The organism is Amycolatopsis stemonae (genome assembly GCF_054781455.1).
The window spans coordinates 86368-111550 of record NZ_BAAGUJ010000007.1 but is presented as its reverse complement, the minus strand read 5'-3'; the positions used below and the strand labels follow the sequence as shown (position 1 = coordinate 111550).

General features: G+C 72.1%; 23 protein-coding genes. 8 read left to right on the top strand and 15 right to left on the bottom strand.

The features are described 5' to 3' along the window. Positions 1–39 precede the first annotated feature (39 nt). Positions 40–1191 (bottom strand): branched-chain amino acid ABC transporter substrate-binding protein, encoded by a 1152-nt coding sequence (locus ACYVLJ_RS25705; RefSeq protein ID WP_451983197.1) that lies wholly within the window; start codon positions 1189–1191, stop codon positions 40–42. A 553-nt stretch (positions 1192–1744) separates the two neighbouring features. Between ACYVLJ_RS25705 and ACYVLJ_RS25700 the strand changes: the two genes are divergently transcribed. Continuing rightward, positions 1745–2515: an alpha/beta hydrolase family protein gene (locus ACYVLJ_RS25700; RefSeq protein WP_460440655.1), complete on the top strand. Its 771-nt coding sequence runs from the start codon at positions 1745–1747 to the stop codon at positions 2513–2515. Here the strand turns inward: ACYVLJ_RS25700 and ACYVLJ_RS25695 are convergent. Continuing rightward, complete coding sequence (locus ACYVLJ_RS25695; RefSeq protein ID WP_460440654.1) at positions 2481–3452, bottom strand: LysR family transcriptional regulator; 972 nt, start codon at positions 3450–3452, stop codon at positions 2481–2483. The two genes, ACYVLJ_RS25700 and ACYVLJ_RS25695, sit on opposite strands and share 35 nt — an antisense overlap. A 4-nt stretch (positions 3453–3456) precedes the next feature. Then, entirely contained in the window at positions 3457–3897 is a 441-nt protein-coding gene (locus ACYVLJ_RS25690) for a hotdog fold thioesterase (RefSeq protein WP_451983188.1), read from the bottom strand. Between the two features lie 62 nt (positions 3898–3959). On the opposite strand from ACYVLJ_RS25690, the gene polA reads away from it, so the two are divergent. From polA to ACYVLJ_RS25675, 3 genes are all read left to right on the top strand, one after another. Continuing rightward, entirely contained in the window at positions 3960–6701 is a 2742-nt protein-coding gene (polA, locus tag ACYVLJ_RS25685; protein WP_460440653.1) for a DNA polymerase I, read from the top strand. Between the two features lie 157 nt (positions 6702–6858). After that, positions 6859–7392 (top strand): EF-hand domain-containing protein, encoded by a 534-nt coding sequence (locus ACYVLJ_RS25680; RefSeq protein ID WP_460440652.1) that lies wholly within the window; start codon positions 6859–6861, stop codon positions 7390–7392. Between the two features lie 131 nt (positions 7393–7523). Beyond that, positions 7524–9134: a trypsin-like peptidase domain-containing protein gene (locus ACYVLJ_RS25675; RefSeq protein WP_451983179.1), complete on the top strand. Its 1611-nt coding sequence runs from the start codon at positions 7524–7526 to the stop codon at positions 9132–9134. A gap of 362 nt (positions 9135–9496) precedes the next feature. Here ACYVLJ_RS25675 and ACYVLJ_RS25670 read toward each other — a convergent pair whose 3' ends face one another. The 6 genes from ACYVLJ_RS25670 to ACYVLJ_RS25645 all read right to left on the bottom strand — a co-directional run bounded on the left by ACYVLJ_RS25670 (position 9497) and on the right by ACYVLJ_RS25645 (position 15524). After that, positions 9497–10069: a TetR/AcrR family transcriptional regulator gene (locus ACYVLJ_RS25670; RefSeq protein WP_460440651.1), complete on the bottom strand. Its 573-nt coding sequence runs from the start codon at positions 10067–10069 to the stop codon at positions 9497–9499. Continuing rightward, the gene (locus ACYVLJ_RS25665; protein ID WP_460440650.1) at positions 10066–11961 is read right to left on the bottom strand and encodes a YhgE/Pip family protein; all 1896 of its coding nucleotides are present in this window, start codon (positions 11959–11961) and stop codon (positions 10066–10068) included. Before ACYVLJ_RS25665 ends, ACYVLJ_RS25670 begins: the two co-directional genes overlap by 4 nt. Beyond that, positions 11958–12647, bottom strand: a complete 690-nt coding sequence (locus ACYVLJ_RS25660; protein ID WP_451983169.1) for an ABC transporter ATP-binding protein — start codon at positions 12645–12647, stop codon at positions 11958–11960. Before ACYVLJ_RS25660 ends, ACYVLJ_RS25665 begins: the two co-directional genes overlap by 4 nt. Before the next feature lie 173 nt (positions 12648–12820). Continuing rightward, on the bottom strand, positions 12821–13741 hold the full coding sequence (locus tag ACYVLJ_RS25655; RefSeq protein WP_460440649.1) for a GNAT family N-acetyltransferase: 921 nt from the start codon (positions 13739–13741) through the stop codon (positions 12821–12823). A 20-nt stretch (positions 13742–13761) separates the two neighbouring features. Continuing rightward, a complete protein-coding gene (locus ACYVLJ_RS25650; protein WP_460440648.1) occupies positions 13762–14676 on the bottom strand; it encodes a GNAT family N-acetyltransferase in 915 nt (304 codons plus the stop codon). Beyond that, entirely contained in the window at positions 14673–15524 is an 852-nt protein-coding gene (locus tag ACYVLJ_RS25645) for a class I SAM-dependent methyltransferase (RefSeq protein ID WP_460440647.1), read from the bottom strand. Before ACYVLJ_RS25645 ends, ACYVLJ_RS25650 begins: the two co-directional genes overlap by 4 nt. Before the next feature lie 283 nt (positions 15525–15807). Between ACYVLJ_RS25645 and rpsA the strand changes: the two genes are divergently transcribed. Continuing rightward, positions 15808–17307 (top strand): 30S ribosomal protein S1, encoded by a 1500-nt coding sequence (gene rpsA, locus ACYVLJ_RS25640; protein ID WP_364451091.1) that lies wholly within the window; start codon positions 15808–15810, stop codon positions 17305–17307. A gap of 69 nt (positions 17308–17376) precedes the next feature. Here rpsA and ACYVLJ_RS25635 read toward each other — a convergent pair whose 3' ends face one another. Continuing rightward, on the bottom strand, positions 17377–17991 hold the full coding sequence (locus ACYVLJ_RS25635) for a TetR/AcrR family transcriptional regulator (RefSeq protein ID WP_451983523.1): 615 nt from the start codon (positions 17989–17991) through the stop codon (positions 17377–17379). A 164-nt stretch (positions 17992–18155) separates the two neighbouring features. Between ACYVLJ_RS25635 and ACYVLJ_RS25630 the strand changes: the two genes are divergently transcribed. Beyond that, a complete protein-coding gene (locus ACYVLJ_RS25630; RefSeq protein WP_460440646.1) occupies positions 18156–18602 on the top strand; it encodes an OsmC family protein in 447 nt (148 codons plus the stop codon). 117 nt (positions 18603–18719) lie between these two features. Here ACYVLJ_RS25630 and ACYVLJ_RS25625 read toward each other — a convergent pair whose 3' ends face one another. Next, positions 18720–18968, bottom strand: coding sequence for a hypothetical protein (locus ACYVLJ_RS25625; protein ID WP_451983154.1), 249 nt, complete (start codon positions 18966–18968; stop codon positions 18720–18722). 140 nt (positions 18969–19108) lie between these two features. Further along, a complete protein-coding gene (locus ACYVLJ_RS25620; RefSeq protein WP_460440645.1) occupies positions 19109–19339 on the bottom strand; it encodes a hypothetical protein in 231 nt (76 codons plus the stop codon). 144 nt (positions 19340–19483) lie between these two features. Between ACYVLJ_RS25620 and coaE the strand changes: the two genes are divergently transcribed. Beyond that, positions 19484–20668, top strand: coding sequence for a dephospho-CoA kinase (gene coaE, locus ACYVLJ_RS25615; protein ID WP_451983148.1), 1185 nt, complete (start codon positions 19484–19486; stop codon positions 20666–20668). Here the strand turns inward: coaE and ACYVLJ_RS25610 are convergent. The 3 genes from ACYVLJ_RS25610 to ACYVLJ_RS25600 all read right to left on the bottom strand — a co-directional run bounded on the left by ACYVLJ_RS25610 (position 20665) and on the right by ACYVLJ_RS25600 (position 23541). Beyond that, positions 20665–21288: a response regulator gene (locus tag ACYVLJ_RS25610; RefSeq protein WP_451983145.1), complete on the bottom strand. Its 624-nt coding sequence runs from the start codon at positions 21286–21288 to the stop codon at positions 20665–20667. The genes coaE and ACYVLJ_RS25610 overlap by 4 nt on opposite strands. Positions 21289–21410: 122 nt before the next feature. Next, a complete protein-coding gene (locus ACYVLJ_RS25605; RefSeq protein ID WP_460440644.1) occupies positions 21411–22919 on the bottom strand; it encodes an ArnT family glycosyltransferase in 1509 nt (502 codons plus the stop codon). Between the two features lie 103 nt (positions 22920–23022). Continuing rightward, entirely contained in the window at positions 23023–23541 is a 519-nt protein-coding gene (locus ACYVLJ_RS25600; protein ID WP_451983139.1) for a ribonuclease FAU-1 family protein, read from the bottom strand. Between the two features lie 104 nt (positions 23542–23645). Between ACYVLJ_RS25600 and ACYVLJ_RS25595 the strand changes: the two genes are divergently transcribed. Further along, positions 23646–25175, top strand: coding sequence for a DUF5685 family protein (locus ACYVLJ_RS25595; RefSeq protein ID WP_460440643.1), 1530 nt, complete (start codon positions 23646–23648; stop codon positions 25173–25175). Positions 25176–25183 lie beyond the last annotated feature (8 nt).

The window sequence follows — 25183 nt, the reverse complement described above, 5'->3', positions numbered from 1 at the left end:
GCACAGCGCCCCCGCTCCCGTTAGGTGTGTCTAGCTCCGTCAGCCGTTGATCTTGGCCTCGGTCGACGCGCCGAGGTTCTTGATGATCCCGCCGACGACCTGGTAGACGTAGATCGCGTTGGTCTGCGGCTCGCCGTTGTCCTTGAACTTGACCTGCTTCGACGCGCCCTTGAAGTCTTCCGTCTTCAGGAAGTCGTTGATCTTCTCGCCGGTGGTGTTGCCCGCCTTGACCGCGTTGATGATGGCGGTCGCCGCGTCGTAGCCCTCGGTCGCGTAGATCGCCGGGTCGACGTTGAACTTGGCCTTGTACTTGGTGGCGAACTCGTTGGTGGCACCCGCGTCGGGGATGTTGCACGGGCAGCCGATGACGGCGCCTTCGGCCGCCGCGGCACCCGCACCCGAGACCAGCTGCGGGTCGAGCGAGCCGTCACCGGTGGCGAAGACGGCCTTCACACCGCCGTCGCGGAGCTGCTTGAGCAGCCGGCCGCCCTGGGCGTAGTAACCACCGAAGGTGATGACGTCCGGGTTGGCGGCCTTGACCTTCTGCACGGTCGACGAGTAGTCCGACGCGTCCTTGGCGAACTTGTCGCGCTCGGTCGTGATGCCCTTGTCCTTGAAGGTCTTCTCGAAGGCGTCCGCCAGGCCGACGCTGTATTCCTGGTCGTCCGAGATGACGTACGCGTTCTTCGGCGACTTCGCCGTGATGAGGAAGTTCGCGATGGCCGGGCCCTGGTCGTTGTCGTTCGCGACGACGCGGTGCCAGTACTTCCAGCCGTTCGAGGCCAGACCCGGGTTGGTCGCCGACGGCGACACGCTCGGGATCTTGCCCTGCTCGAGGACCCCGCCGACGGCCTTCGACTCACCGGAGAAGGCCGGGCCGATCAGCGCGGTGATCTTGTCCGTGCCGATCGCGGTCTGCACCAGCGAAGTGGCCTGCTCCGGCTTGCCCTGGCTGTCGTAGTTCTTCAGCTCGAGCTTCACCTTGGGGTTCGTGGCGTTGTACTCGTCGATGGCGAGCTTCGCGCCGTTGTTGGGCGGGATCACGATCCCGGAGTTCTCCCCGGTCAGGTCGCCCATGAACCCGATCTTCAGCGTGCTGCTGTCACCACTGCTGGACGAGCCGCCACCGGCGCAGCCCGCCAGAGCGAGCGACGACGCCGCTGCGAGGGCGAGAACCCGTCCAAAACGCACTCCTGACACCGACTACCTCCCATGACCAACCAGCCGCCGGTAGGCGTCGCCCCCGACACAGGGGCTAGGTTAGGGCAGGAAGATATCCCTCTCGCCCGTCTTGTGCACAGGCGGCCTCACTACTCTGTGTCCACATCGTGACGATCGCAACCGACGCGAATTGCACGAAAAGGCGAACGATGTTTCCTCTCGGCCCGCCGCTGGTCACGCAGCGATGCTAAGTATCGGCGTGTGTTATGCGAATGGGTGACAGCTGTGTTTCCGCAGTATGTCATCGCCCATTTCGGCTGCCGGTGCGTGGCCGGTTTCCCGCAGATCCGCTGTTCACCCTGGCGGGGTGCGGAAGGGGCGGGCACCGCCGTAGGGATGCACCTTACGTCCGGTTCGGGCGGCCGAACGGACCAGCCCCCGTGAAGCAGGTCTGCCCGAACGGCCGCCTCTTCGCGAACGGCTGTCACAACCACCGGTTGTCGTCGGCGCCGGAACGGCTGTTGGACCCCGCGCCGGTCCCGGCGGTTCGCTGGAGGCAGCCGAGAGACACAGGGAGAGACGGATGCGTGAAGCAGTCGAGGGCGTGGCGGCGGGCGTGCCGTTCGTGGCGTTGCCGCCGGCCGGCCGGGACGAGCCGGCGGCGCTGGTGGCGGGCTGGCACCTGATGGAGGTGCCGGCGAGCGAGCAGGCCTTCGCCGAAGCGGTGCCGATGGCCGGGCTGCCGGCGTGGCGGGTGTACTTCGGCCTGCCGCTGACCGGAGCCCGGCTGCCCGAAGGCGGTCCGGCGGAGCTGTTCCGGCTGGCGAGCGAGGACGCGGTGCTCAACGTCTTCGAGCCGGTCACCGAGCAGGCGGTGGCGGAGTTCCCCGCCGCGCTGGCCGAGCTGCGGGAGCGGCTCCCCGGCGCGGACGGCCCGCTCGGCGTCTTCGGCGGCTCGGCGGGCTCGCTGGTGGCCCTGGAGGTGCTCGCCCGCGGGGACGTCGAGGTCGAGGCCGCGGCCGTGGTCAGCCCGGTCGCGCAGCTGACGCCGGTGATCGGCCGCAACGAGCGGCTCTTCGGGGTCACCTACCCGTGGACCCCGCGGTCCCGGGAGGTCGCCGGGCACTACGACTTCGTGCGCCGGGCCGGGGAGCTGACCACACCGCTGCTGCTGGTCACCGGGGCGGACGACGACGTCGCCGTGCGCGAGCCGGCGGCGGCGTTGCGCGAAAAGCTGGGGACCGAGCTGGTGACGGTCGACCGGATGGCGCACGAGTTCGCGCCGGGGACGCCGGAGGCGAAGCACGTCGACGCCGCGTTCACCGAGTGGTTCGCGCGGCGGCTGCGAGGCTGAGGTCGTCTTCGGGCAGCCAGGCGTGCTCGGGGTCGTAGGCGCACCAGTCCTCTTCGCGGCTGGTGCGCCCGGCCAGGGCCAGGAGCCGCCGCAGCGCCGGGTGCGCCTTGCCGCGGCGCCAGACCAGCGACCACGGGAACAACGGCGCCGGCTCGAACGGCAGCACCTTCAGCGCGAGGTCCGGCGCGAGCTCCATGTCGGCGCCGGCGAGTGTGACGCGCCGCTTGCCGTACCGCGTCTGCTCCAGGGTGTGCCGCAGGTCGTAGCTGACGCCCGAGTCGTCGATCCGCACGCCGAAGCGGTCGCACAGCGCCCGCAGGTAGGACAGCCACTCGGCGGCGCCGCCGGACCCGGGCAGCCAGATGCCCTCGGCACGCAGCTCGTCGAGCCGGAGCACCTCCTGCTGGGCCAGGGGGTGCTCGGGGGCCAGCAGGGCGACCAGCGGCTCCAGCCGGACGACCCGGTGCTCCAGCTCGTCCGGCAGCGGCCCGCCGAAGCCGGTGACGCGGCCGATGGCGACGTCGAGCTGCCCGGCCAGCAGCGGCTCGACGGCGTGCGCGAACCCGCCGCCGGCGACCCGGTCGATCCGCAGCGCGGGCTCCCGCTCGGCGAGCCGGCGCAGCAGGAACATGGGGGAGAGCCGGAAGTCGACGACGTCGAGGCGCAGCGGCCGGTCGTCCGCGCCCATGGCGGCCACCGCCGCGTCGGCCACCCGCACCAGCTCGCGCGCGTGCGGGAGGAAGCGTTCGCCGTCGGCGGTGAGCTCCACCGAGCGGTTGGTGCGCAGGAACAACGGCGTCGCGAGCGAGTCCTCGAGCTTCCGGATCCGCTTCGACAACGCCTGCTGGGTGAGGAACAGCGCCTGGGCGGCCCGCCCGAAGTGGCGCTGTTCGGCGGCCACGACGAACGCCCGCACCTGGGCGAGGTCGAGGTCCACCGGCTCAGGCGCCCGGCGGGCGGTCCCGGACGACGCAGGTGAGGCGCGCGGTGCAGGTGCGCCGGCCTTCGTCGTCGGTCAGCACGATCTCCACGGTGATCGTGCCGCGGCCGACGTGCAGCGGCGTCGCGACGCCGGTGACCTTGCCTTCGCGGACGGCCCGGTGGTGGGTGCAGGACAGCTCGAGTCCCATCGCCGCGCGGCCGGGGCCGGCGTTCAGCGCGGCGACCGTCGAGCCCAGCGCCTCGGCGAGCACGGCGTTGGCGCCGCCGTGCAGCAGGCCGTACGGCTGCAGGTTGCCTTCGACCGGGATCGTGCCGATCACGCGTTCGGCGGTGGCCTCGATCAGCTGCATCCCGACCTTGTCGTTCAGCTGCTGGTCCGCGGCCGCCGGGTCGATGCCGGACAGCCGGTCCACGTCGATGGGGGCGGCACCTTCGGTCACGCAACGCTCCTCTTCCTATGCGACACGTAAGAGTGTCGGACCCTCAGCCTAGACTCGGCCCCGTGAGCCCGAGTGAGAAGACGACCGTTGCCAACGCCACAGGAACCACCGCCACCGCGGAGCGGCCGAAGCTGCTGCTGATCGACGGCCATTCGATGGCCTACCGCGCGTTCTTCGCGCTGCCCGCGGAGAACTTCAAGACGAAGACCGGGCAGGTCACGAACGCCGTCTTCGGGTTCACCTCGATGCTCATCAACCTGCTGCGCGACGAAGCGCCGACCCACCTGGCGGTGGCGTTCGACCTTTCGCGCAAGACGTTCCGCTCGGAGACGTACGCCGACTACAAGGCGAACCGCAGCACGACGCCGGACGAGTTCCGCGGCCAGGTGGACCTGGTCCGGGAGGTCCTCGACGTGCTCGGCATCCCGTCCCTGACGAAGGAGAACTTCGAAGCCGACGACATCATCGCCACGCTCACGACCCAGGCGACGGCCGACGGCTTCGACGTCCTCATCTGTACAGGCGACCGCGACGCGCTGCAGCTGGTCACCGACCACGTCACCGTGCTCTACCCGAAGCGCGGCGTCTCGGAGATGACCCGGTTCACGCCGGACGCCGTCGAGGAGAAGTACGGGCTCACCCCGCGGCAGTACCCGGACTTCGCGGCGCTGCGGGGCGACCCGTCGGACAACCTGCCGAGCATCCCGGGCGTCGGCGAGAAGACCGCGGCCAAGTGGATCAAGCAGTTCGGCTCGCTCGGCGACCTGATCGACCGGGTCGACGAGGTCAAGGGCAAGGTCGGCGACGCGCTGCGGGCGCACCTGAGCTCGGTCCAGCTGAACCGCCAGCTCACCGAGCTGATCCGGGACGTCGAGCTGGACGTCACGCCGTCGGGACTGGAGCTGCGCCCGTGGGACCGCGAGGCGGTGCACGCGCTGTTCGACGAGCTGGAGTTCCGCGTCCTGCGGGACCGGCTGTTCCAGACCCTGCAGAGCGCCGAGCCGGAGGCCGACGAAGGCTTCGAGGTCTCGGGCTCCGCGCTCGCGCCCGGCGCGCTCGCGGCGTGGCTCGAGGCGCACGCGAGCAAGGGCGAGCCGGTCGCGCTGGCCTTCCGCACCACGGGCACGTCGGTCCGGTCCGACCTGCGCGCGGTCGCCTTCGCGGCGGCGGACGGCGAAGGCGCGTACGTCGACGTGACGGCGATGGACCAGGCCGACGACGCGGCGCTCGCGGGCTGGTTCGCCGACCCGAAGATCCGCAAGACCGGGCACGACCTCAAGGTCCCGCTGCACGCGATCCGCGCCCGCGGCTGGACCCTGGCCGGGCTGGCCATGGACACCGCGCTGGCGGCGTACCTCGTGCGGCCCGGGCAGCGCACGTTCGAGCTGGACGACCTCGCGCTGCGCTACCTCCACCGCGAGCTGCGCTCGGAGACCGACGGCGGCGACGGCCAGCTGTCCCTGCTCGACGGCGGTGCCGAAGGCCTGGAGCAGAAGGAGATCGACGAAGAGCTGGTCAAGGCCCGCGCGATCTTCGAGCTCGCCGGCGCGCTCGACAAGGAGCTCGAGCAGATCGGCGGCGCGAAGCTGCTCGCCGAGCTGGAGCTGCCGCTGCTGGAGGTGATCACGGAGCTGGAGATCGCCGGCGTCGCCGTCGACCTGGAGCAGCTGACCACCCTCGAAGCGCACTACCTCTCGCGTGTCACGCAGGCGGCCGAAGAGGCGTACGCGGTGATCGGCAAGCAGATCAACCTCGGTTCGCCGAAGCAGCTGCAGGTCGTGCTGTTCGACGAGCTCGGCATGCCGAAGACCAAGCGCACCAAGACCGGCTACACCACCGACGCCGAGGCGCTGCAGGGCCTGTTCGAGAAGACCGAACACCCGTTCCTGCAGCACATGCTGGAGCACCGGGACGCGACGAAGCTGCGCACCACCGTCGAAGGCCTGATCAAGGCCGTCGCCGACGACGGCCGCATCCACACGACGCTGTTGCAGACCATCGCGGCCACCGGGCGGCTGTCGTCGACCGAGCCGAACCTGCAGAACATCCCGGTCCGCACCGAAGAAGGCCGTCGCATCCGGGACGCGTTCGTGGTCGGCCAGGGTTACTCCGAGCTGATGACCGCGGACTACAGCCAGATCGAGATGCGGATCATGGCGCACCTCTCGAAGGACGAGGGCCTCATCGAGGCGTTCAACTCCGGCGAGGACCTGCACACCTTCGTCGCGTCGCGGGCGTTCTCGCTGCCGCCGGAGGAGATCACGCCGGAGCTGCGCTACCGCGTCAAGGCGATGTCGTACGGCCTCGCGTACGGGCTGTCGGCGTACGGCCTTTCGCAGCAGCTGCGGATTTCCACCGAGGACGCCAAAGAACAGATGGAGGCGTACTTCGCCCGCTTCGGCGGCGTGCGCGACTACCTCCACTCGGTGGTCGGCGAAGCGGCGAAGTGCGGCTACACGGAGACGATCTTCGGGCGCCGCCGGTACCTGCCGGATCTCAACAGTGACAACCGCCAGCGCCGCGAGATGGCCGAGCGGATGGCGCTCAACGCCCCGATCCAGGGCAGCGCGGCCGACATCATCAAGGTCGCGATGCTGAACGTCCACCGCGCGCTGGTGGCGGCGAAGCTGAAGAGCCGGATCCTGCTGCAGGTGCACGACGAGCTCGTGCTCGAGGTCGCCGAGGGGGAGCGGGAGGAGCTCGAGAAGCTCGTGCGCGAAGGCATGGGGTCGGCCTACGACCTCGCGGTGCCGCTCGAGGTTTCGGTCGGCTACGGCCGGTCGTGGAACGAAGCGGCGCACTGATTGACCTCCGGGGCTCCGCCCCGGGCCGGGGGCTCCGCCACCAGGACCCCCGCAAGCAGGTTTCACCCAGCGCCACGACCCGCATCACCGGGTCGTGGCGCTGTTCTACTCGGGCGGACGTCGTCGGGTGCCGGTCATCGGGACCACGCTGTCTGCCATGGCCAGTGACTTCCAGCGACGCAAGATCTCCGGTGTGTTCGGCGCGATGGACGCCGACGACGACGGCTACCTGACCGAGTCCGACTTCCGGGCCCTCACGGCTCGCTGGCTGGGACTCCGCGGCACCGACACCCGTAGCCCCGAGGGAGAGCGGCTCGCCGCGATCATGATGGGGTGGTGGGCGACGCTGCGCGACGCGTCCGATCGCGACCGTGACGGCAAGGTCACCCTCGACGAAGTCCTGAGCGTCGTCGACGAGCTCCCGAAGATGCCCGGCGCCGTCACCGGGACCGCGGACGCGATGTTCGAGGCCGTGGACGAAAACCGCGACGGCGCCATCTCCGCCGACGAGTACCGGCGCATGATCGAGGCCTGGAGCGGCGTCGGCACGCCGACCGACGAAGTCTTCGCCCTGCTCGACCTCGACGGCGACGGCCGGCTGTCGCGGGACGAGTTTTCCCGGCACTGGTACGAGTTCTGGGCCGGGGACAACCCCGCCGCCGTCGGCAGCTGGGTTTTCGGACGCGTCTGACGGAAATACTCACCTCCGCACAACACGGTTCGGCGTTCCTACCAACGGAGGACTCCGTTCGGGTGAGCCATTACCGCTGGGTAGGGAGGTCGGCGCCCACCCGGCGGCGATCACGGCGTAGGGTCCGCCGAATGGGGTTCGAGCGTGAGCGACGACGCTGGCGGGTCCGGTTGCACGACGAACTCGGCCGGGTCTGCGGTGCGGGCACGGTTCTGGACGAATACCACGTCCTGACGAGCGCGCACGTCGTCGAAACCGCCGGGGGGCAGAAGTCCGCGTTGAGCGTCGACTTCGTCGGCCTGGCCGAAGCGTTGCCCGGCACGGCCGCGGTCGTCGAAGGCTGCTGGGTGCCCTCCGACGGCGGCGGCCGCGGCGACCTCGCCGTGGTGCGGCTCGAACGTCCCGAGTCCCGCGTCTTCCGCGCCCCGCTGCACCGGATGCCCCTCGGCGAGCACCAGCTCGTGCGCGCCTTCGGGTTCCCGCCGGGCTCGGTCGGCCGCTGGACCCACGCCCGGCTCGGCGGCCCGGAACACCCCGGCGGCCCCGGCGGCGAGTGGGTCCGCCTGTTCCGCACGACCGAAGCCGAACCACTCGGTCCCGGCTTCGGCGGCACGGCCGTGCTCGACGAAGCGACGGGGCACGTCGTCGGGATCGTGGTCGGCAAGGACTCCGGAACCTGGATGATCCCGGTCGAGACCATGCTCGGGCACCTGCCCCAGCTGAGCATCTGGACCTCGGGCAGCCCGGCCGTCGACGCCAGCTTTTCCCGCCCGGTCGGCGAAGCCGTGGACGTCTCGTTCGTGCAGCGCGTCGCGGACTGGTTCGCCAAGGCCGAGCCCGGCACGGTCTGGGTCGTCGACACCGGGGAGGCCGGGTCGCCGATCGCCGCGGCCCTGCGGTTCGGGATCGTCCTCGCCGACCGCGAACGCTCGCTCGGCGTGGCCGGCCTGCCACCGGCCCTCGGCGAGACGCCGCCCGCGGGCAGCGTCGACCTGGCCGTCGACGCGACCGGCCGCACCGCCGACGCCGTCCGCCACCGCATCGCCGAGCGGCTCACGACCGGCGTCGCGGGCCGCACCCTGGTCGTCGACGCGATCGACGACTCCGCCGAACCCGACCGTCTCGTCGGCGAGGTGCTCGCCCCGCTGGCCGGCCGCGCGGCCGAGCTCGGCATCCGCCTGCTGCTCGGGTTCCGCGAGGAGTCTTCGCCCGGCGTCGCGGCGGTGCGCGCGAGCACGGTCGGCGCCCGCCCGGCACCGGACGACCTCGCCGGCCGGCTGGACGTGCTGACCCAGTCGGTGGAGGAGCTGGCCGAGATCGAGGCGTACCAGCTGCGCGTGGCAACGCGCTTCACGGGCGTCGCGATGCTGCCGGCCCGGGCCCAGCGGCTGCGCGGAGCCCTGAAGCAGCTGCGTTCGGCCGAAGTGGACGGCGACGCGGAGTGGGTCGAGCGCCACATCGACAGCCACGAGCACGCGGTAGCCCCGGCGGTCGAGGACGGCCGCCGCCAGCGAGCGGTCCTGGACGGTTTCGTGGCCCGCCGCGAGGAGCTGCGCGCCCGCCTGGCGGCCGACCACGAACTGGCCCGCGAGCACGGCCTGTCCGGCGACCCGGAGCTGGAGCAGGCGTACGTCCCGGCAAAACGTCTGCTGATCGACGGCCCCTGCGAGCTGACCGCGGCAGCCACGGCGGTGGACACCTACGCGGCCGCGGTCCGGGCCCGCATCGAAGACCGCGCCTGACCGGCTTCCGGGCCGGAATTGTCGGTGCCGGGCGGTAGTGTGGAAAACGGGGGCGCCCCCGCGGGCGGTCTGCGGGTTGAGCGGCGTTTCGCCGGGTGCGTGCGCGAGTTGGTCCGCCCGCTGAGCGGCAGTATCCCGTTGGTCGGCGGCAGGTTCGGACGGCGCCGAAGCCTTTCGCGCCCAGAGCTGAGCGCAGCCGCGAGCCGAGCCGCGGGCAGCCGTGGTGCGGTTGGCTGCCGAGCCACGGGCAGCCGTGGTGCGGTTGGCCGCCGAGGCTGCGGGTAGTCGTGGTGCGGTTGGCCGCCGAGGCCGAGGGCAGCCGCAGCGCAGTTGGCAGCCGAAGCCGCGAGCCGAGCCGTGGGTCAGTGGCGCCCGAGGCCGCGGATCAGCACCATCACCGCTTCCCGCACTTCACTCCGCGTCCGCTGGGGCCCGAACACCTGCCAGTCCAGCGCCACCACCAGCATCGTGCCGAACAACCCCGCCGCCGCCGTCGGGATCTGGACGCCCTCCGGCAACCGGCCCGCCGACTCCAGCCGGGACAACTGCTGCTTCACGATCGAGATGATCTCCTCGCGCAGCAGGGAAAGCGTGTCGTGCCACTGGCCCGGCGTGCGCCACAGCTCGCTCACCAGGATCTGCGAGAACCCCGGGTATGCGGCGATGAACTCCAGCGTCGTGTCGACCTGGGCCTCGATCACGTCCAGCGGGTCCGCGTCCGAAACCGCCCCGCGTAGCCGGCGGGCGAGCATGTCCACCCCGTACCGCAGCAGCCCGTCGACCAGGCCGTCCTTGGACCCGAAGTTGTAGTAGACCGTGCCCTTCGCGACACCCGCCTCGGCGGCGATGTCGTCGACCGTCAGGCCCACCAGGCCCCGGCTCTTCGAGAGCCGGAGCGTGGCCTCGAAGAGCTTCTGCTTGGTCCCGCCGCTCACAGGCTCAGCTCGGGTTTGAGCGCCGACACCGTCCAAACGCGACGCTTCCGCGCGGCCAGCGTCGACACCAGGATCCCGCCCACCAGGTACGCCAGCAGCACGCCGATGTCGCCGAGCAGGTTCACCGTCGCGCCGCTGTAGAACAGGTGGCGGAAGCCGTCGATCGCGTAGCCCATCGGCAGCACCACGTGCAGCGGGTACAGCGCGTCCGGGATGGTCTGCCACGGGAACGTGCCGCCCGCGCTGACCAGTTGCAGCACCAGCAGCACCAGCCCGAGGAACTTCCCGATCGCGCCGAAGAACGCGTTCAGCGCGTGCACCACCGACGTGAAGGTCAGCGAAACCAGCACGGCGAACCCGATCGCGCCGAGCGGGTGCGCGATGTGGATACCGACCAGCCACGTCACCGCTCCGAACAGGACGATCACCTGCGCGATCCCGAGCAGCGCCGAAGACAGCCAGCCGCCGACCGCGACCCGGAACGGCGCCGCGCCCGCGGTCAGGGCCCGCGTCGAGAGCGGCCGCAGGATCAGGAACAGCACGAACGCGCCGATCCACGTCGCCAGCGAGATGAAGAACGGCGCGAGCCCGGCGCCGTACGTCCCCGCCGACGCCTCGCCGTTGGCGTTTACCGCGACCGGGTCCGCGATCGTGTTGGCCGTCGCGTTGCGGGTCGGGTCGTCCGGGTTCGGGATCTGCTGGAGACCGGCGGCCAGCCCGTCACGCAGCTTGACCGCGCCGTCCGCGAGCTGGTTCGTGCCCGTGACGGCCGTCTTCTCGCCGTCGTTGAGCTTCGAAGCGCCGTCACGCAGCTGGTTCGCGCCGTCGGACGCCTGCGCGATGCCGCTCGTCAGCTGCGGCGAGGCGGCGGCGAGCTTGGCCGCACCGTCGGAGACCTGGCGGGCGCCGTCGGCCAGCTTCGCGAGGTCGCCGTTGGCCTGCTGGATCTTGCCGTTCGCCTGGTCGACGGGCGAGCGCAGCTGGTCGGCCTTGGCGAGGATCGCCTGGACCTCGTTCTCGGGCACGCCCGCGTTGCGCAGGTCGGTCTGGAGCTGGCTGCGGTAGCCGTCGAGCTTGCCCTGGATGTCGGACGACGCCGTGGCCGCGAGCGAAGCCGCGTCGGCGACCTTCTGGTCCCCGGCAGCCACCTGGGACGCGCCGTTGGCCAGCTGCTGCGTCTGCGAGGGCAGGGAAGCGGTACTGCTCTTCAACGTGCCCAGCCCGGTCGCCAGCGTCGACGAGCCGTCCGCGAGCTTCGCGGCGCCGTCGGCGAGCTGCTGCTGGCCGGACTTCAGCTGCCCGGCTCCGTCGGCGAGCTGGGCCGCGCCGGTCGACGCCTCCTGGATCTTGCCGTAGATCGTGGAGAACCCGACCAGGAACCGGTCCGCGGCCTCGCTGCCGACCTTCTCCGCGATCGTCTTGCGGACCTGCTCGGCCACCTGCTTCGCGATGGTCCCCGACAGGTAGTTGTTGGCGTCGTTGGTGGTCAGCGTGATCGTCGCCTGCTGCGGCTGGAAGTTGCCGACCGACAGCAGCGCCTGCGAGAACCCGCTCGGGATGCCGATCGCGAAGGAGTACTTGTCGTCGCGGACGCCGTCGCGAGCTTCCTGCTCGGACACCTCGTGCCACTGGAAGGTGCCGGACTTGACCAGCTCGTCGGTCACTTCGCGGCCGACGTTGCGCTGCTGGCCACTGGCGTCCTTCGCGCCGGCGTCGCTGGTGAAGACGGCGGCGGGCAGCTTGTCGAGGCGGCCGTACGGGTCGTAGTTCGCGTAGAGGTAGAAGGACGCGTAGAGCAGCGGCACCAGCACGAGCGCGACCAGCGCCAGCTTGGGCATCGTGCCGGTGGACAGGCGGCGCAGCTCGTTGCGCGCGATCCGGAGGGCGTTCATGCGGGGTCTCCGTCGGTGCTCGGGGAGAGCTCTTCGGTGGGTTCGGGGACGGGAGCGCAGTGCTGCGGCGCCGGCTGCTCGGTCTCGCCGATGCGCGCGGGCGGGAACGGCAGCGCCGACTCCGGGGTGGTGGCGGCCAGCACGACGACGGCGAAGCCGCGCTCGGCGTGCTCACGGGCCACGCCGGCCCAGGTTTCGACCCGGCTGGTGTGCCGGTCCGGCGTGTCGAGCACGAGGACGCGCACGCCCTCGCGAGCCGCGGCGAGCTCGGTGAGCAGCCGGGTGCGCAGCGCGGGCTCGAGGTTCTCGAAGCGGGTGTCCGCGTACGGCGCGGCGTCGTGCTCGGCCAGCCAGCGCGCGACGTCCTCCTTGTGCGCGGGCCGGTGCGCGAGCGCGAGCTCCTCGCCGACGACGACCCGCAGCTGGACGTTCTCGTCGGGATCGCTCACGCCGGGGGCGTCGACGACGGCCACGAGCTCGCTCGGCTTCGCGTCCGTGCCCTCGGCGTGCACCGTGCCGGTGCTGGGCTTGAGCCGCCCGGCCAGTGCGAGCCCGAAGGCCGTGACGCCGACGCCGGGTTCGCCGTGCACGATCGCCAGGTCGCCCTCGCCGACGATCAGCGAGGTGGGCGGTAACAAGGTGCCGTGGTGCCCTTCGAGGGACACGCGATCGGCTCGGACCTGCACGGTTACTCCAGCGTCGAGAACTTTTGAACTGACCGGTCAGTTCAAAAGTTAGCCCTCGCGGAGGTGCCCGGCAAGATCACCGGGCGCACGTCACACCCGTGGGTGACGCCGACCTTCCCACTCCCGCGGCCGCGCCGCCGCCCGGCCGCCCCGGGCGGGGGAGGGGATCCCGCTCAGCGGAGCGCCGACGCGGGGCGGACCTCCCAGGTCGTCCACAGTGGACGGTAGCCCTGCCGGTGCCAGAACACCGACGCCAGCGGGTTGGTCGGGTTGTAGTAGAGGTAGGTGCGGGTGGCACCGCCCCGGTGCAGTTCCCGGTGCACCCGGGCCATCAGCCTCCGGCCGAGGCCGCCGCCGCGGTGCCCCGGCGCGGTCACGACGTTGTTCACGTAGCCCCAGCGCCCGGCGGGCAGCAGCTCGCCCGCCTCGCTGCCGTCCGTCGCGTCGATCCACGCGCAGTGCGCGAGCGCGCGGATTTCGCCGTCTTCCTCGGCCAGCCAGACGGCCGGCTCGGGCTCGGCCAAGGCTTCCCGCAGCGAAGGGCCCAGCAGGTCGGCCGTGTTCACGCGGCGGGCGGCGGCGACCAGGCCGGTGTAGTCGAACGTCGCGGTGGCCAGGTCCAGGGCCGCGGCGAAGTCCTCCGGTCCGGCGCGGCGGATCCCGGCCCCGGCGTCCCCTCCGGGCGGGGGAGCGGTGCGCACGCCGAGCGCCCCCAGCGGGACCAGGCCGTGGTCGAGGAACGCGCGGACGGCTTCGGCGTCGCGGCTGGGCCAGACCACGACGCACGAAGAGTCGTCGCCGGTCTCCTCGTCGGCCAGGACGTCCTTCAGCCGCCGCAGCAGCAGGTCGATGCCCTCGGTGCCGGTGTCGCCGAAGTACGGGAACAGCTGCCGGACGTCGGCCGCCGACCAGAGCCTCGCGATGTCCCCGGGGTCCAGGCGGTGCCGCTGGAGAACGCCGGTAACCCGGGTGCCGTCCGCGGTCGCGGCGTCCAGTCGGCGGCCCTCGGCCGGGGGTGCGGCGGGCGGCAGCAGAGCGTCGACGGCCGCGAAGCGCGCCCGGTGGGCGGCCAGCAGCGGCTCGGCGATCTCCATGGGTCCCCCTGGTGCGTCGGTCAGGACCAGGCGGGTCGCCGGATCCACATCGTCCACAGTGGACGATAGCCCTGCCGGTGCCAGAACACCGGCGAGAGCGGGTTCGCCGGGTGGTAGAAGAGGAACGTACCGCGCACGCCGGCGTCCAGCAGCTCGCGATGGGCCACCGCCATCAGCGCCCGGCCGACGCCGCCGCCGCGCGCCTCGGGCGCGACCGACAGCGTGTCGACGTAGCCCCAGCGGCCCGGCCGCAGCCGGCCGTGGATGCTGTCGCCCGGCGCGGGCGAGGCCAGCGCGCAGGCGGCCAGGCCGGCCGGCACGCCGTCGTCCTCCGCGAGCCAGACCAGGCCGCTGAACCGCAGCGAGCGCACGACCTCGGCGCGCAGCAGGTCCCGCGCGCCCGGCCGCGGCACCGCCGTGCCGACCTGCGAGGTGTAGCGCCATTCCGCCAGCCGCAGCTCGGTCAGCGCCTCGACGTCGCCCTCGCCGGCGCGGCGGACGCTCACCCGCGCGGGCCCGGCCCCGGGGACCGGGTCGGGCGCGCGCACGGCCAGGCAGGTGAGCGGGGCGAAGCCGTGGGCCAGCAGGACCGCGGACGCCTCGGCGTCGCGGCTGGGCCAGGTCAGCGTGCAGGCCGAATCCGGTTCGGGCCGCGTCCCGCGCATCCGGTCGCGCCACGCGCCCAGCAGCGCCGTGAGCCCGGCCGCGCCGCTGTCGCCCGGGACCGCGGTCAGGTCCCAGACCTCCAGGGGACCCCAGAGCGCGGGCCACGACCCCGGCGCGTGCACGACGTGCGTGAGCAGCGCCCCCGCCCGGTGCCCGCCCGCGAGCACCACCAGCGGCTCGCTCGCCGTGGCCGGCGGGGCCGTGATCGGCGGCAGCAGCGGGTCGAGCGCGGCGAACCGCGCGTTCTGCTGCTCCTCCAGGGAGGTCACGAGCGGCGCGTGCGGAAGATCGCGGTGCCCGGGAACAGCCGGCCGCGCAGCGGGCTCCACTGGCCCCAGACCCGGGTGTGCCCCTCCGGCCACTCGGGCTCGACGAGGTCGGTGAGCGTGAACCCGGCCGAGGCCAGCGCGCGGACGTAGTCGCCGAGGGTGTGGTGGTACTCGACGTAGGTGGCGGCGCCCTCGTCGTCGACCTCGACGTACGGCGTCCGGTCGAAGTAGGGCTGGGTGACGGTGAGCCCCTGCGGGCCGGGGTCGTCCGGGAAGATCCACCGCATCGGGTGAGTCACCGAGAACACCCACGGTGCGTCCGGCCGCAGCACCCGGTGCACCTCGGCGAAGACCGCGTCGACCGAGGCCACGAACGGGATCGCGCCGAAGGCCGAGCAGGCGGCGTCGAAGCTGCCGGACGCCAGCGGCAGGTGCTCGGCGTTGGCCTGCACGAGCGGGACGGCGTGGCCGGTGCGCGCGTTGCCTTCGCGGGCGTGGCGCAGCATGCCGGCGGACAGGTCGGTCGCCACGGCGTCCGCGCCCTGGCCCGCCAGCCAGCGCGAGCACGCGGCCTGGCCGCAGCCGACCTCCAGCACGCGCTTGCCGCGGACGTCGCCGAGCAGCCGCACGTCGGCCTCCCGCACGCCCTCGGGGCACCAGACGAAGTCGGCGTCGCCGAGGAACCCGCCGTGCTCGGCCTGGTAGTCGTCGGCGTCGGCGTCCCACCAGGCGAGGTTCGCTGCGGCGGCTTCGGCGCCCCCGACCTCGCGGTAGGCGACGGCCGAGGTGCCCAGCCGGTGCTCGGCGGCGTCGTGGCGCCCCGGCGCGGGTGGCTCCTCCGGTGGCATGATGGTGGTCTCCGGTCCGGTGCGTGTTTGCTTCCGCGAGGACCTTAGCGATCGAGGGGGACCCTGATTGTGCCCCCTAGCGGCCGCCGCGTACGATAAGTGTTAGCGCAGTGGGTTCGCGCTGCCTTCCGCTCAGCTTCTGGTCGGGCTCGGGTCGCGCACCGTTATGCGGGTCATGCCGCGGTCGTTCACTGGTGGACGTTTGCTCGCAGGGTCGTCGCATGCACCCATTCGCGCCGACAACTGCCAACCCTCGATTCCATCCACCGGAGCAACCCGCCTAATGACCACCGACACCGCCACCGCCCCGACCGCCCCCACCGGGCCCCAGCAGGTCGCCATCAACGACATCGGGTCGGAGGAAGACTTCCTCGCGGCGATCGACAAGACGATCAAGTACTTCAACGATGGCGACATCGTCGAGGGCACCATCGTCAAGGTCGACCGCGACGAGGTCCTGCTCGACATCGGGTACAAGACCGAGGGCGTCATCCCCTCGCGTGAGCTGTCCATCAAGCACGATGTCGACCCGGCTGAGGTTGTCACCGTCGGCGATGAGGTCGAAGCCCTCGTTCTCCAGAAGGAGGACAAGGAAGGCCGTCTGATCCTGTCCAAGAAGCGCGCGCAGTACGAGCGCGCCTGGGGCACGATCGAGGAGCTCAAGGAGAAGGACGAGCCCGTCAAGGGCACCGTCATCGAGGTCGTCAAGGGCGGCCTCATCCTGGACATCGGCCTGCGCGGCTTCCTCCCCGCGTCCCTGGTCGAGATGCGCCGCGTCCGCGACCTGCAGCCGTACGTCGGCCGGGAGCTCGAGGCGAAGATCATCGAACTGGACAAGAACCGCAACAACGTGGTCCTGTCCCGCCGCGCCTACCTGGAGCAGACCCAGTCCGAGGTGCGCAGCGAGTTCCTCAACGCGCTCGCCAAGGGCCAGGTCCGCAAGGGCGTCGTGTCGTCCATCGTCAACTTCGGTGCCTTCGTGGACCTGGGTGGCGTCGACGGCCTGGTGCACGTTTCCGAGCTGTCCTGGAAGCACATCGACCATCCGTCCGAGGTCGTCGAGGTCGGCCAGGAGGTCACGGTCGAGGTCCTGGACGTCGACATGGACCGCGAGCGCGTCTCGCTGTCGCTGAAGGCGACCCAGGAAGACCCGTGGCGCCAGTTCGCCCGCACCCACGCGATCGGCCAGATCGTGCCGGGCAAGGTCACCAAGCTCGTCCCGTTCGGCGCGTTCGTCCGCGTCGAGGAGGGCATCGAGGGCCTGGTGCACATCTCGGAGCTGGCCGAGCGCCACGTCGAGATCCCGGAGCAGGTCGTCCAGGTCAACGGCGACGTCATGGTCAAGGTCATCGACATCGACCTCGAGCGCCGTCGCATCTCGCTGTCGCTGAAGCAGGCGAACGAGGGCGTCACGCCGGACACCGAGTTCGACCCCACCCAGTACGGCATGGCCGCCGAGTACGACGCCGAGGGCAACTACATCTACCCCGAAGGCTTCGACCCGGACACGCAGGAGTGGCAGGAAGGCTTCGACAAGCAGCGTGAGGAGTGGGAGCGCCAGTACGCCGAGGCGCACACTCGTTACGAGGCCCACATGAAGCAGGTCCAGAAGGCCGTCGAGGCCGACGCGGAAGCCGCCGCCGACGCCGCGACCGGCGTCGAGGGTGGTTCGGAGAGCTACACCTCCGGCTCGACCTCGACCGACACGAAGAGCAGCGGTGGCACCCTCGCCTCCGACGAGCAGCTCGCGGCGCTCCGCGAGAAGCTCTCCGGCGGTGCGTGAGCACCAGCGGCTCTGAGCTGACGAAGAACCCCCGGTCCCCTTCGGACCGGGGGTTCTTCGTTGTGCTGATCAGGGGTTGCGCAGGCCCAGGCCGGTCATCATCGCGCTGACGCCGCGCCGGTACATGGCCTCGTTGGCCTCGTCGGTCGGCGGGATGAACCAGTCCGGCAGCGGCGTCCGCGACGCCAGCATCAGCTCGGCGCCGACCAGGCCGTGCATCGTCGTCCACAGCTGGTACGCCGCCTCGCGGGCGTCCGCACCCGGCGGGCAGACCCGCCCGACGCGGTCGATGAACAGGCCGAACGTCGTCCGCACCACCGCCGACCGCAGGGCCGGGTCCGGGTCGAAGCCCGGCACCGGGCGCTCGAACATCAACGCGTAGCGGACCGGGCTTTCGAGGGCGAACAGCCGGTACTCGAGGGCCAGGTGCAGCAGGTCGGCGACGCCGTCCCGGCTCGACGGCGGCAGGCCCTCCAGCAGCTCCCGCAGCGAGTCGAAGGTGCGCTCGTACAGCGCGTCGAGCAGGCCCGCGCGGCCGCCGAAGCGGGCGTACACCGAGATCGTCGACGCGCCGGCCGCCTCCGCGACCCCGCGCACCGAAAGCCCCATGACGCCGCGGTCGAGCAGCACGGACAGCGCCGCGTCGAGGTAGCGTTCGCGGCTGCCCTGCTCGGCGGGACGCATCGACAGGTGCCTGGTGGCCACGGCGCACCCCCTTCGCGCACGACGACGTCCGGGTGACCCACCCGCAGCAAAAGATACGATATCCGCAGCGTCTTGGGAATGCGCCGGATGTCCGGATGTTCCCGTCGGCTGGACGCGCACTCGTTCTGGGAGGACCGAAGCGCATGGAGCACCCCGAGCCGGGCACGGTCGTCGTCACGGCGACCGGCGACGGCACGTACACGCAGCAGGTCACGACGGCGACGCACGAACTGCTCGTCGACGAACCGGTAGCGGTCGGGGGCGCCGACACGGGCCCGAACCCGTACGAGCTGCTGCTCGCATCGCTGGGTTCGTGCACGGCGATCACGCTGCGGATGTACGCCAACCGCAAGGAAATCCCCCTGACCAGGGCGACGATCCGCCTCCGCCACGACCGCATCCACGCCGAGGACTGCGCGAAGTGCGAGACGGAGCGCGGCATGCTGAGCCGCATCACGCGCGAGATCGAGCTGGAGGGCGACTTGGACGACGATCAGCGCGCCAGGCTCATGCTGATCGCCGACAAGTGCCCGGTGCACCGGACGCTGTCTTCGGAGATCGCGATCGAGACCCGCGAAGTCGCCCCCTGAGCCGGCGGCGGCCGTCGCTGCGGGTGCGGCCGACCATCCGCCGGGCGGGAGCCTGGCGATCGAACTCGGCCCGGTGTGAGGCAGCGCGGACCGCGGCGAAACTCAGCGGCCGGGACGTCAGGCGGCGCGAGCCGTGACCGTGGCCGGGGCTCGGGTGACCACCGCCGGGACCCAGATGCGCTCGAGGGCCGCCGCGCGGGCCTTGCGGCGCAAGCCGGCGAAGCTGTGCTTGGCCGGCACCAGCAGGGCACTCAGCCAGGTGCGGCGGTAGTCCGCCAGTGCGTCGGCCACCGGGCGATGGAGAACGCAGTGCACCAGCCCCGGCGTGCCGAGCCGGTGCCTCCCGACGTGCTTGCTGTCCGCCATCGTTCCTCCGTGTGGGCGACCCTGTCGCGCGCACGGTACGCAGTTGACCCCGCCTAGGTGGGTAAGCAACGCGGCGTGTCCGGATATCGGTTGAGTCACGCGTCACGATCGTCTTGCGGATCACCCGTTCGTGTGGGCTGTCAGGCCGGTGGGGCACCCTCGCACGTCGTGACGAACGGGGTCCACGTCGTCTTCACCGCACACACCGTGCTCGTGGGCGTGTGCCGGCACCGGACCAGCAGGCGGTAGACGCCCGACAGGCAGTGCGTCGCCGAAGGAGCCGAAGCTTCCGCCACCTCGGGCGCCGCCACGGCCAGCGTGCCCGCGCACAGGACGGCCGCCGCCGACCTGCCGATCTTCGCCATCGTCATGGTCCCTCCCCTGACCAGGGCGGGCCCGTGACCCGCTGACGATGGCGTCGGGAAAACGATTACCCACGTTACGCGCCCGGCCCGGATGGCGTAGTCCGAACGTCGCGGCGAGCCCATCCGGACCGCCTGACTAGGGTGATCGGCATGTTGCGCGTGGGGTTGACGGGTGGGATCGGGGCCGGGAAGTCGACCGTGGCGAACCGGCTGGCCGAACACGGTGCCGTGCTGGTGGACTCCGACCGGATCGCCCGCGAGGTCGTCGCACCCGGCACCGAGGGGCTGGCACGGCTGGTGGAGGAGTTCGGCGCGGAGATCCTGGCCGCCGACGGCTCGCTCGACCGGCCCGCGCTCGCCGCGAAGGCGTTCGCCGACGACGAGTCGCGGCGAAGGCTGAACGCGATCGTGCACCCGCTCGTCGGCGCCCGCACCGGCGAGCTGATGGCCGCCGCGGCGCCCGACGCGATCATCGTCCACGACATCCCCCTGCTGGTCGAGAACGGCCTCGCGACGGCGTACCACCTGGTCGTGGTCGTCGACGCGCCGGTCGAAGTGCGGGTCCGGCGGCTGGTGACCGTGCGCGGGATGGCCGAGGAGGACGCCCGGGCGCGGATCCGCGCGCAGGCGAGCGACGAGCAGCGCCGCGCCGTCGCGGACGTCTGGCTGGACAACGGCGGCCCCGAGGACGCCGTCCTCCTCGACGTCGACGCGCTGTGGGCCGACCGGCTCGTGCCGTTCGAGGCGAACGTCCGGCTGCGCCGGCCGCGGCCGCCGATGTCACCGGTGATCGCCGAGTACGACCTCACCTGGCCGGCGCAGGCCGAGCGGGTGCTAGCCCGGGTGCGCGCCGCGGCCGGGGAGCTCGCCCGGCGCGCCGACCACATCGGCTCGACCGCCGTTCCCGGCCTGCCCGCGAAGAACATCCTCGACCTGCAGCTCACGGTGTCCACAATGGACGATGCCGACACGCTGCGGGAGCTGCTGTCCGACGCCGGCTTCCCGCGGCTGGACGGCGACTGGTACGACGACGCCCAGGACGGCGGCGAGCCGTGGCCCAAGCGCCTGCACGTCGGCGCCGACCCGAAGCGGCCGGTGAACCTGCACGTCCGGTCCCTGGAGACGCCCGCCTGGCGGCTCGCACTGCTCTTCCGCGACTACCTGCGCGCGAACCCGGACCAGCGCGACGACTACCGCGACGTGAAGCTGCGGCTGGCCGAGGCGCACGCCGAAGACGGCACCGTGGAGGCCTACGCCGACGAGAAGCAGGACTGGGTCAACGGCGCGTTCGCCCGCGCCGAGAAGTGGGCGACGGCCACCGGCTGGACGCCTTAGGAGCCCAGCAGTCCGCGTTCGAACGCCACGGCCACCGCGGCCGCGCGATCCTTCACGCCGAGCTTCGCGTAGACGTGGATCAGGTGCGTCTTGACCGTCGCTTCGCTGATGAAGAGCTTCTTCGCCGCTTCCTTGTTCGTCGACCCGCGGGCGACCAGCGTGAGCACCTCGAGCTCCCGCTGGGACAGCGAGTCCCGCGCCGGCTCGCGCATCCGGCCCATCAGCCGCGACGCGACGGCGGGGGAGAGCACCGCTTCGCCGCGCGCGGCGGCTTCGACCGCGCGGAAGAGATCCTCGCGCGGGGCGTCCTTGAGCAGGTAGCCGGTGGCGCCCGCCTCGATGGCGGGCAGCACATCGGAGTCCGTGTCGTACGTCGTGAGCACCAGGACACGCGCCGGGTTGCCGAGGCGGGCCAGTTCGGTGATGGCCGCGACGCCGTCGGTGCCCGGCATCCGCAGGTCCATCAGCACGACGTCGGGACGCAGCCGCTCGGCCAGCGTCACGGCTTCGGTGCCGTTCGCGGCCTCGCCGACGACCTCGAAGCCACGGCCGGTGAAGATGCCGCGCAGGCCGTCGCGGACGACCGGGTGATCGTCGGCGATCAGCACGGTGATGGTCATTCAGAGGCCTCCGGCGGGCGGTTACGGCGGCCAGGACGGCCGAGATCGCGGTGCCGCCGCCGGGTTCGGACTCGACGTGCAAGCGTACCGGCACATCGGGCGGCCCCGGCCGACCTCGAGGCTTACGCTCTCATGTCCTTGAGCTGGGGCCAGATCTCGGCCCAGCTCGCCGTCCGGCCGCTGAGCTGCCAGACGGGCATGTGCTCGCTCGCGTTGTGGAGGCCGAGCCGGTTGCCGACCTGCCCGACGATGTGGACGCTGCCGAAGTGCTTCGCGAGCTTCGACGGGTCGTTCCCGACGAAGAGCACGGTGTCGGCGTTGTCGGCGGGCCGGCCGAAATACCAGAAGCCACGGCTGGGGCTGTACGCCTCGGGCAGGCCGCGCTCGGGCCCGTACCGGCCGAGCGCGCCCGCCTGCCAGTAGCCGCCCGTGACGAGGGCCGTCCCGGGCGGTGCGGTCCGGTACAGCGTGGCGACGTCGTCGGTGAGGTCGGGCCAGCCGACCTCTTCGGCGGCGTAGGCGGGCCGTGGCGCGGCGGGGTGGTCGACCAGCCAGTGCACGGGCCAGATCGGCAGCGTGAACGGCAGGCTGAACAGGGCGGACACCACGAAAACGGGCCAGGTGGGCACCCAGCGCCACCACAACGCGGGCTTGAGCCCTTCGACGTGCACAGCGGCGGCCGCCCACAGCACGCCGAACATCCCGGCCGCGTAGTAGTAGCGCCCGTTCGCGACGAGGAAGATCGCGACGACGCCGAGCGCCGTCCAGCCGAGGAACCGGTACGGCCGCAGCTGCTTGCTCACCAGCAGCGCGGCGACGCCGTAGAGCACGCCGAGTGCGCCGATCACCCAGCCGGCGCCGGCCAGCAGGTTCGGGATGAACGCCTCGCGCCCGCCCGCCGCGTCGACCTCCGCGCCGACCGCGTCGCCCATGCCCAGCTGCGGCCAGCCGTTCGCCCGCTGCCACAGCAGCGTGGGCACCAGCGAGACGGCGGCGATCAGCGCGCCCAGCCAGAGCTTGGGCCGGCGCAGCAGCTCCCGCGGCCCGAACACCAGCACCGCGAGCCCGGCCGCCACCCAGAACGCGGCGATGAGGAGCTTGTCGTTGAGCGCCACCGCCGTCACGACGCCGAGCCACACCAGCAGGTTGTCGTCGCGGGTGCGGACCCAGCGCACGACCAGCCACAGCACGAGCGTCCACAGCAGCGGGTCGATCGTCGACGTCGCCAGGTAGTGGCCGCTGCCGACGAACTGCCCGCAGATCGCGTACGCCGCCGCGGCCCGGGCCTGCGCCTTGCGCTGCCCGCCGAGCTCCCGGGCGATCAGCCCGGTGACGACGACCCCGGCCGCGGTCGCGGCGATCGCCGGCAGCCGGAACACCACCAGTGAGCCGGGCGCCACGGTGTTCATCAGCCAGGCCAGGAACGGCACCAGCGGCGGCTGGTCGGCGTATCCCCAGGCCAGGTGCTTGCCGGCGGCGAGGAAGTACAGCTCGTCACCGAAGTAGCCGTACCGGCCGGCCGTGAGGAGCAGCGCCACCGCGGTCCCGGCCGCGAACAGCAGGACCGGCAGCCGGGCGAACGGCGCCAACTCCGCTTTCGCCTGGTCGGGGGCCGTGGCTACGGCGTCCATCACACTCCTGTTCGTCGTCCGGCCCGGTCCCTTCCGCACCTTACGGGGCCTGCCCCGGCACCACCGTGCGGAGGGTGACGCCGGGCACGGTCCGGCGCGGCCGCTAGGGGTGCCGCCGCCAGGTGAGCGTGATGTCCTTCGTGGCCAGCCAGGCGGCGAGGTCGTAGCCGTGCGCGGCCAGGCCTTCCACGGCCGCGTACGTGGTTTCGAGCGCGTACCGGGCGTCTTCGGCGGTGACGAGTCCGGCCGCGTGGGCTTCGAGGAGCTCGTCGGTGTCGATCACCCGCAGTGAGAGCTTGTCCTTGAGCACCAGGTCCACGTACAGGTCGGTCGCGACCCAGCGCGGGCCGTCCCGGTCGACCCGGACGACGTCGAGGTAGAAGTCCTGGTCGCGTTCGTGGCCGGGGGAGAACCAGAAGTCGGTGAGCCGCAGGCCGAGCCCGGGCAGCAGCCACGACTCGAGGTAGTGGAACTGCGCGCGGCCCGGCGCGGGGCGGGCGAGGTAGAGGCCGAACGGTTCCTCGCGGTACTCCTCGACCTCGCGCAGGATGCCCTTGGGGTCGATGTTCGCGCGCTCGGCGGGGTCGAAGATCTCGACCTTCGGCGGGTGCAGTTCGGCCATGGCGCTCATCCTGCCGGGCCGGTCACGAATCCCGCACACCCGCCGCGTGCGCCACACGTTCGGGCTAAAGTGCGCCGACCTGGGGAGCCGAGGGGGAATCAGGGATGTTCGGGATCATCAGACCGTGCCGGCACCGGCTGTCCGAAGGACTGCACGCGGACTGGCTCGCGCACCTCTGCGGGCTGTGCCTCACGCTGCGCGACGAACACGGCCAGTTCGCGCGCGTCGTCACGAACTACGACGGGCTGATCATCTCGGCCCTGGTCGAGGCCCAGACACCGCGCGCGGAGCTGCGGCGGGACGCCGGGCCGTGCCCGCTGCGGGGCATGCGCTCGACGTCGGTGGCGCGCGGCGAAGGCGCCCAGCTCGCCGCGGCGGTGTCCCTGGTGCTGGCCGCGGCGAAGGTCGGCGACCACGTCGAAGACCGCGACGGCGCGTTCGGCCGGCGTCCGGTGGCGCTGGCCGCGCGCCGGGTCGCGGCCCGCTGGACGGCCCAGGGCAGCCGCACCGGCGGCCGCGTCGGGTTCGACACGTCCCTGCTGACGGAGGCCGTCGAGCAGCAGGGTGCGCTGGAACGGTCGCTCCGGCTCGGGGACTCGGCGCTGTCGGCGACGGAACCGGCTGAACTGGCCACTTCCGCGGCGTTCGCCCGGACCGCGGAGCTGGCCGGACGGCCGGGGAACGTCGCCCCGCTGGCGGAGGCGGGCCGGCTGTTCGGGCGGGTGGCGCACCTGCTGGACGCCGTCGAGGACCTCGAGGCCGACGCGCAGGCCGGGGCGTGGAATCCCCTGCAGGCCACGGGAACTTCGCTCGCCGAGGCGAAGCGGTTGTGCGACGACGCGGTCCTGGGCGTCGAACTCGCGTTGCGGGAGGCCGAGTTCGCGAAGCCCGGCCTGGTGCACGCGCTGCTGGTCCACGAGCTGCGCCAAGCGGTGCGGCGCGCGTTCGGGCATTCGCAGCAGCCGCCGCCCGGGTGGATCGGGCCGGGGCCGACGCCGCAGCAGCATCCGCACCAGGCACCGCCGGGGTGGATCGGGCCGGGGCCGACGCCGCAGCAGCATCCGCAGCAGGCGCCGCGGAACCCGCCGCAGCCGGGTTGGGGTTCGCCGCGGCCGCACGGGTTTCCACCGCCTGGGCCGGTGCCGCCGCCGGGAGCGCCCGGGCCTGGTGGTCCGGGTAGCCCTGGTGGGCCCGGTGGGCCTGGCGGCCCCGGTGGCCCCGGTGGTGGTGGGCTCGGTGGGCCTGGCGGCCCCGGCGGCCCGGGCGGTGGTGGGCCTGGCGGACCTGGTGGCGGTGGGCCTGGCGGTCCGGGTGGAGGTGGGCCCGGTGGCGGTGGTCCCGGTGGCCCGGGCGGCGGTGGCCCGGGCGGTCCCGGCGACCCGTCACCCGAGCCGCTCGACGGCAAGGGTGGTGGCCTCTGGTACCCGAAGTTCGCCGTCCCGCCGAAGCGGCGCAACTTCTTCCTCGGCTGCGCGATCGCGCCGTACATGTGCTGCACGTGCCAGTTCTGCTGCCGTGATCCCTATCCTGGGCCGTGGAGCGGGAAACCGATCGGCAGCTGCGACCTGAGCTGGTGCGACTGCGGCTGTGACGGTTGTTGCGACTGTTGCTCCTGTTGTGACTGCAGCTGCTGAGAGGGGAT

Bases quoted from the DNA above. Each gene is read 5' to 3' on its own strand.
- ACYVLJ_RS25700 (WP_460440655.1), top strand. From the start codon at position 1,745: ATGCGTGAAGCAGTCGAGGGCGTGGCGGCGGGCGTGCCGTTCGTGGCG.
- ACYVLJ_RS25680 (WP_460440652.1), top strand. From the start codon at position 6,859: ATGGCCAGTGACTTCCAGCGACGCAAGATCTCCGGTGTGTTCGGCGCG.
- ACYVLJ_RS25675 (WP_451983179.1), top strand. From the start codon at position 7,524: ATGGGGTTCGAGCGTGAGCGACGACGCTGGCGGGTCCGGTTGCACGAC.
- ACYVLJ_RS25665 (WP_460440650.1), bottom strand. From the start codon at position 11,961: ATGAACGCCCTCCGGATCGCGCGCAACGAGCTGCGCCGCCTGTCCACC.
- ACYVLJ_RS25655 (WP_460440649.1), bottom strand. From the start codon at position 13,741: ATGGAGATCGCCGAGCCGCTGCTGGCCGCCCACCGGGCGCGCTTCGCG.
- ACYVLJ_RS25645 (WP_460440647.1), bottom strand. From the start codon at position 15,524: ATGCCACCGGAGGAGCCACCCGCGCCGGGGCGCCACGACGCCGCCGAG.
- rpsA (WP_364451091.1), top strand. From the start codon at position 15,808: ATGACCACCGACACCGCCACCGCCCCGACCGCCCCCACCGGGCCCCAG.
- ACYVLJ_RS25635 (WP_451983523.1), bottom strand. From the start codon at position 17,991: ATGCGTCCCGCCGAGCAGGGCAGCCGCGAACGCTACCTCGACGCGGCG.
- ACYVLJ_RS25630 (WP_460440646.1), top strand. From the start codon at position 18,156: ATGGAGCACCCCGAGCCGGGCACGGTCGTCGTCACGGCGACCGGCGAC.
- ACYVLJ_RS25625 (WP_451983154.1), bottom strand. From the start codon at position 18,968: ATGGCGGACAGCAAGCACGTCGGGAGGCACCGGCTCGGCACGCCGGGG.
- ACYVLJ_RS25620 (WP_460440645.1), bottom strand. From the start codon at position 19,339: ATGACGATGGCGAAGATCGGCAGGTCGGCGGCGGCCGTCCTGTGCGCG.
- coaE (WP_451983148.1), top strand. From the start codon at position 19,484: ATGTTGCGCGTGGGGTTGACGGGTGGGATCGGGGCCGGGAAGTCGACC.
- ACYVLJ_RS25610 (WP_451983145.1), bottom strand. From the start codon at position 21,288: ATGACCATCACCGTGCTGATCGCCGACGATCACCCGGTCGTCCGCGAC.
- ACYVLJ_RS25605 (WP_460440644.1), bottom strand. From the start codon at position 22,919: ATGGACGCCGTAGCCACGGCCCCCGACCAGGCGAAAGCGGAGTTGGCG.
- ACYVLJ_RS25600 (WP_451983139.1), bottom strand. From the start codon at position 23,541: ATGGCCGAACTGCACCCGCCGAAGGTCGAGATCTTCGACCCCGCCGAG.
- ACYVLJ_RS25595 (WP_460440643.1), top strand. From the start codon at position 23,646: ATGTTCGGGATCATCAGACCGTGCCGGCACCGGCTGTCCGAAGGACTG.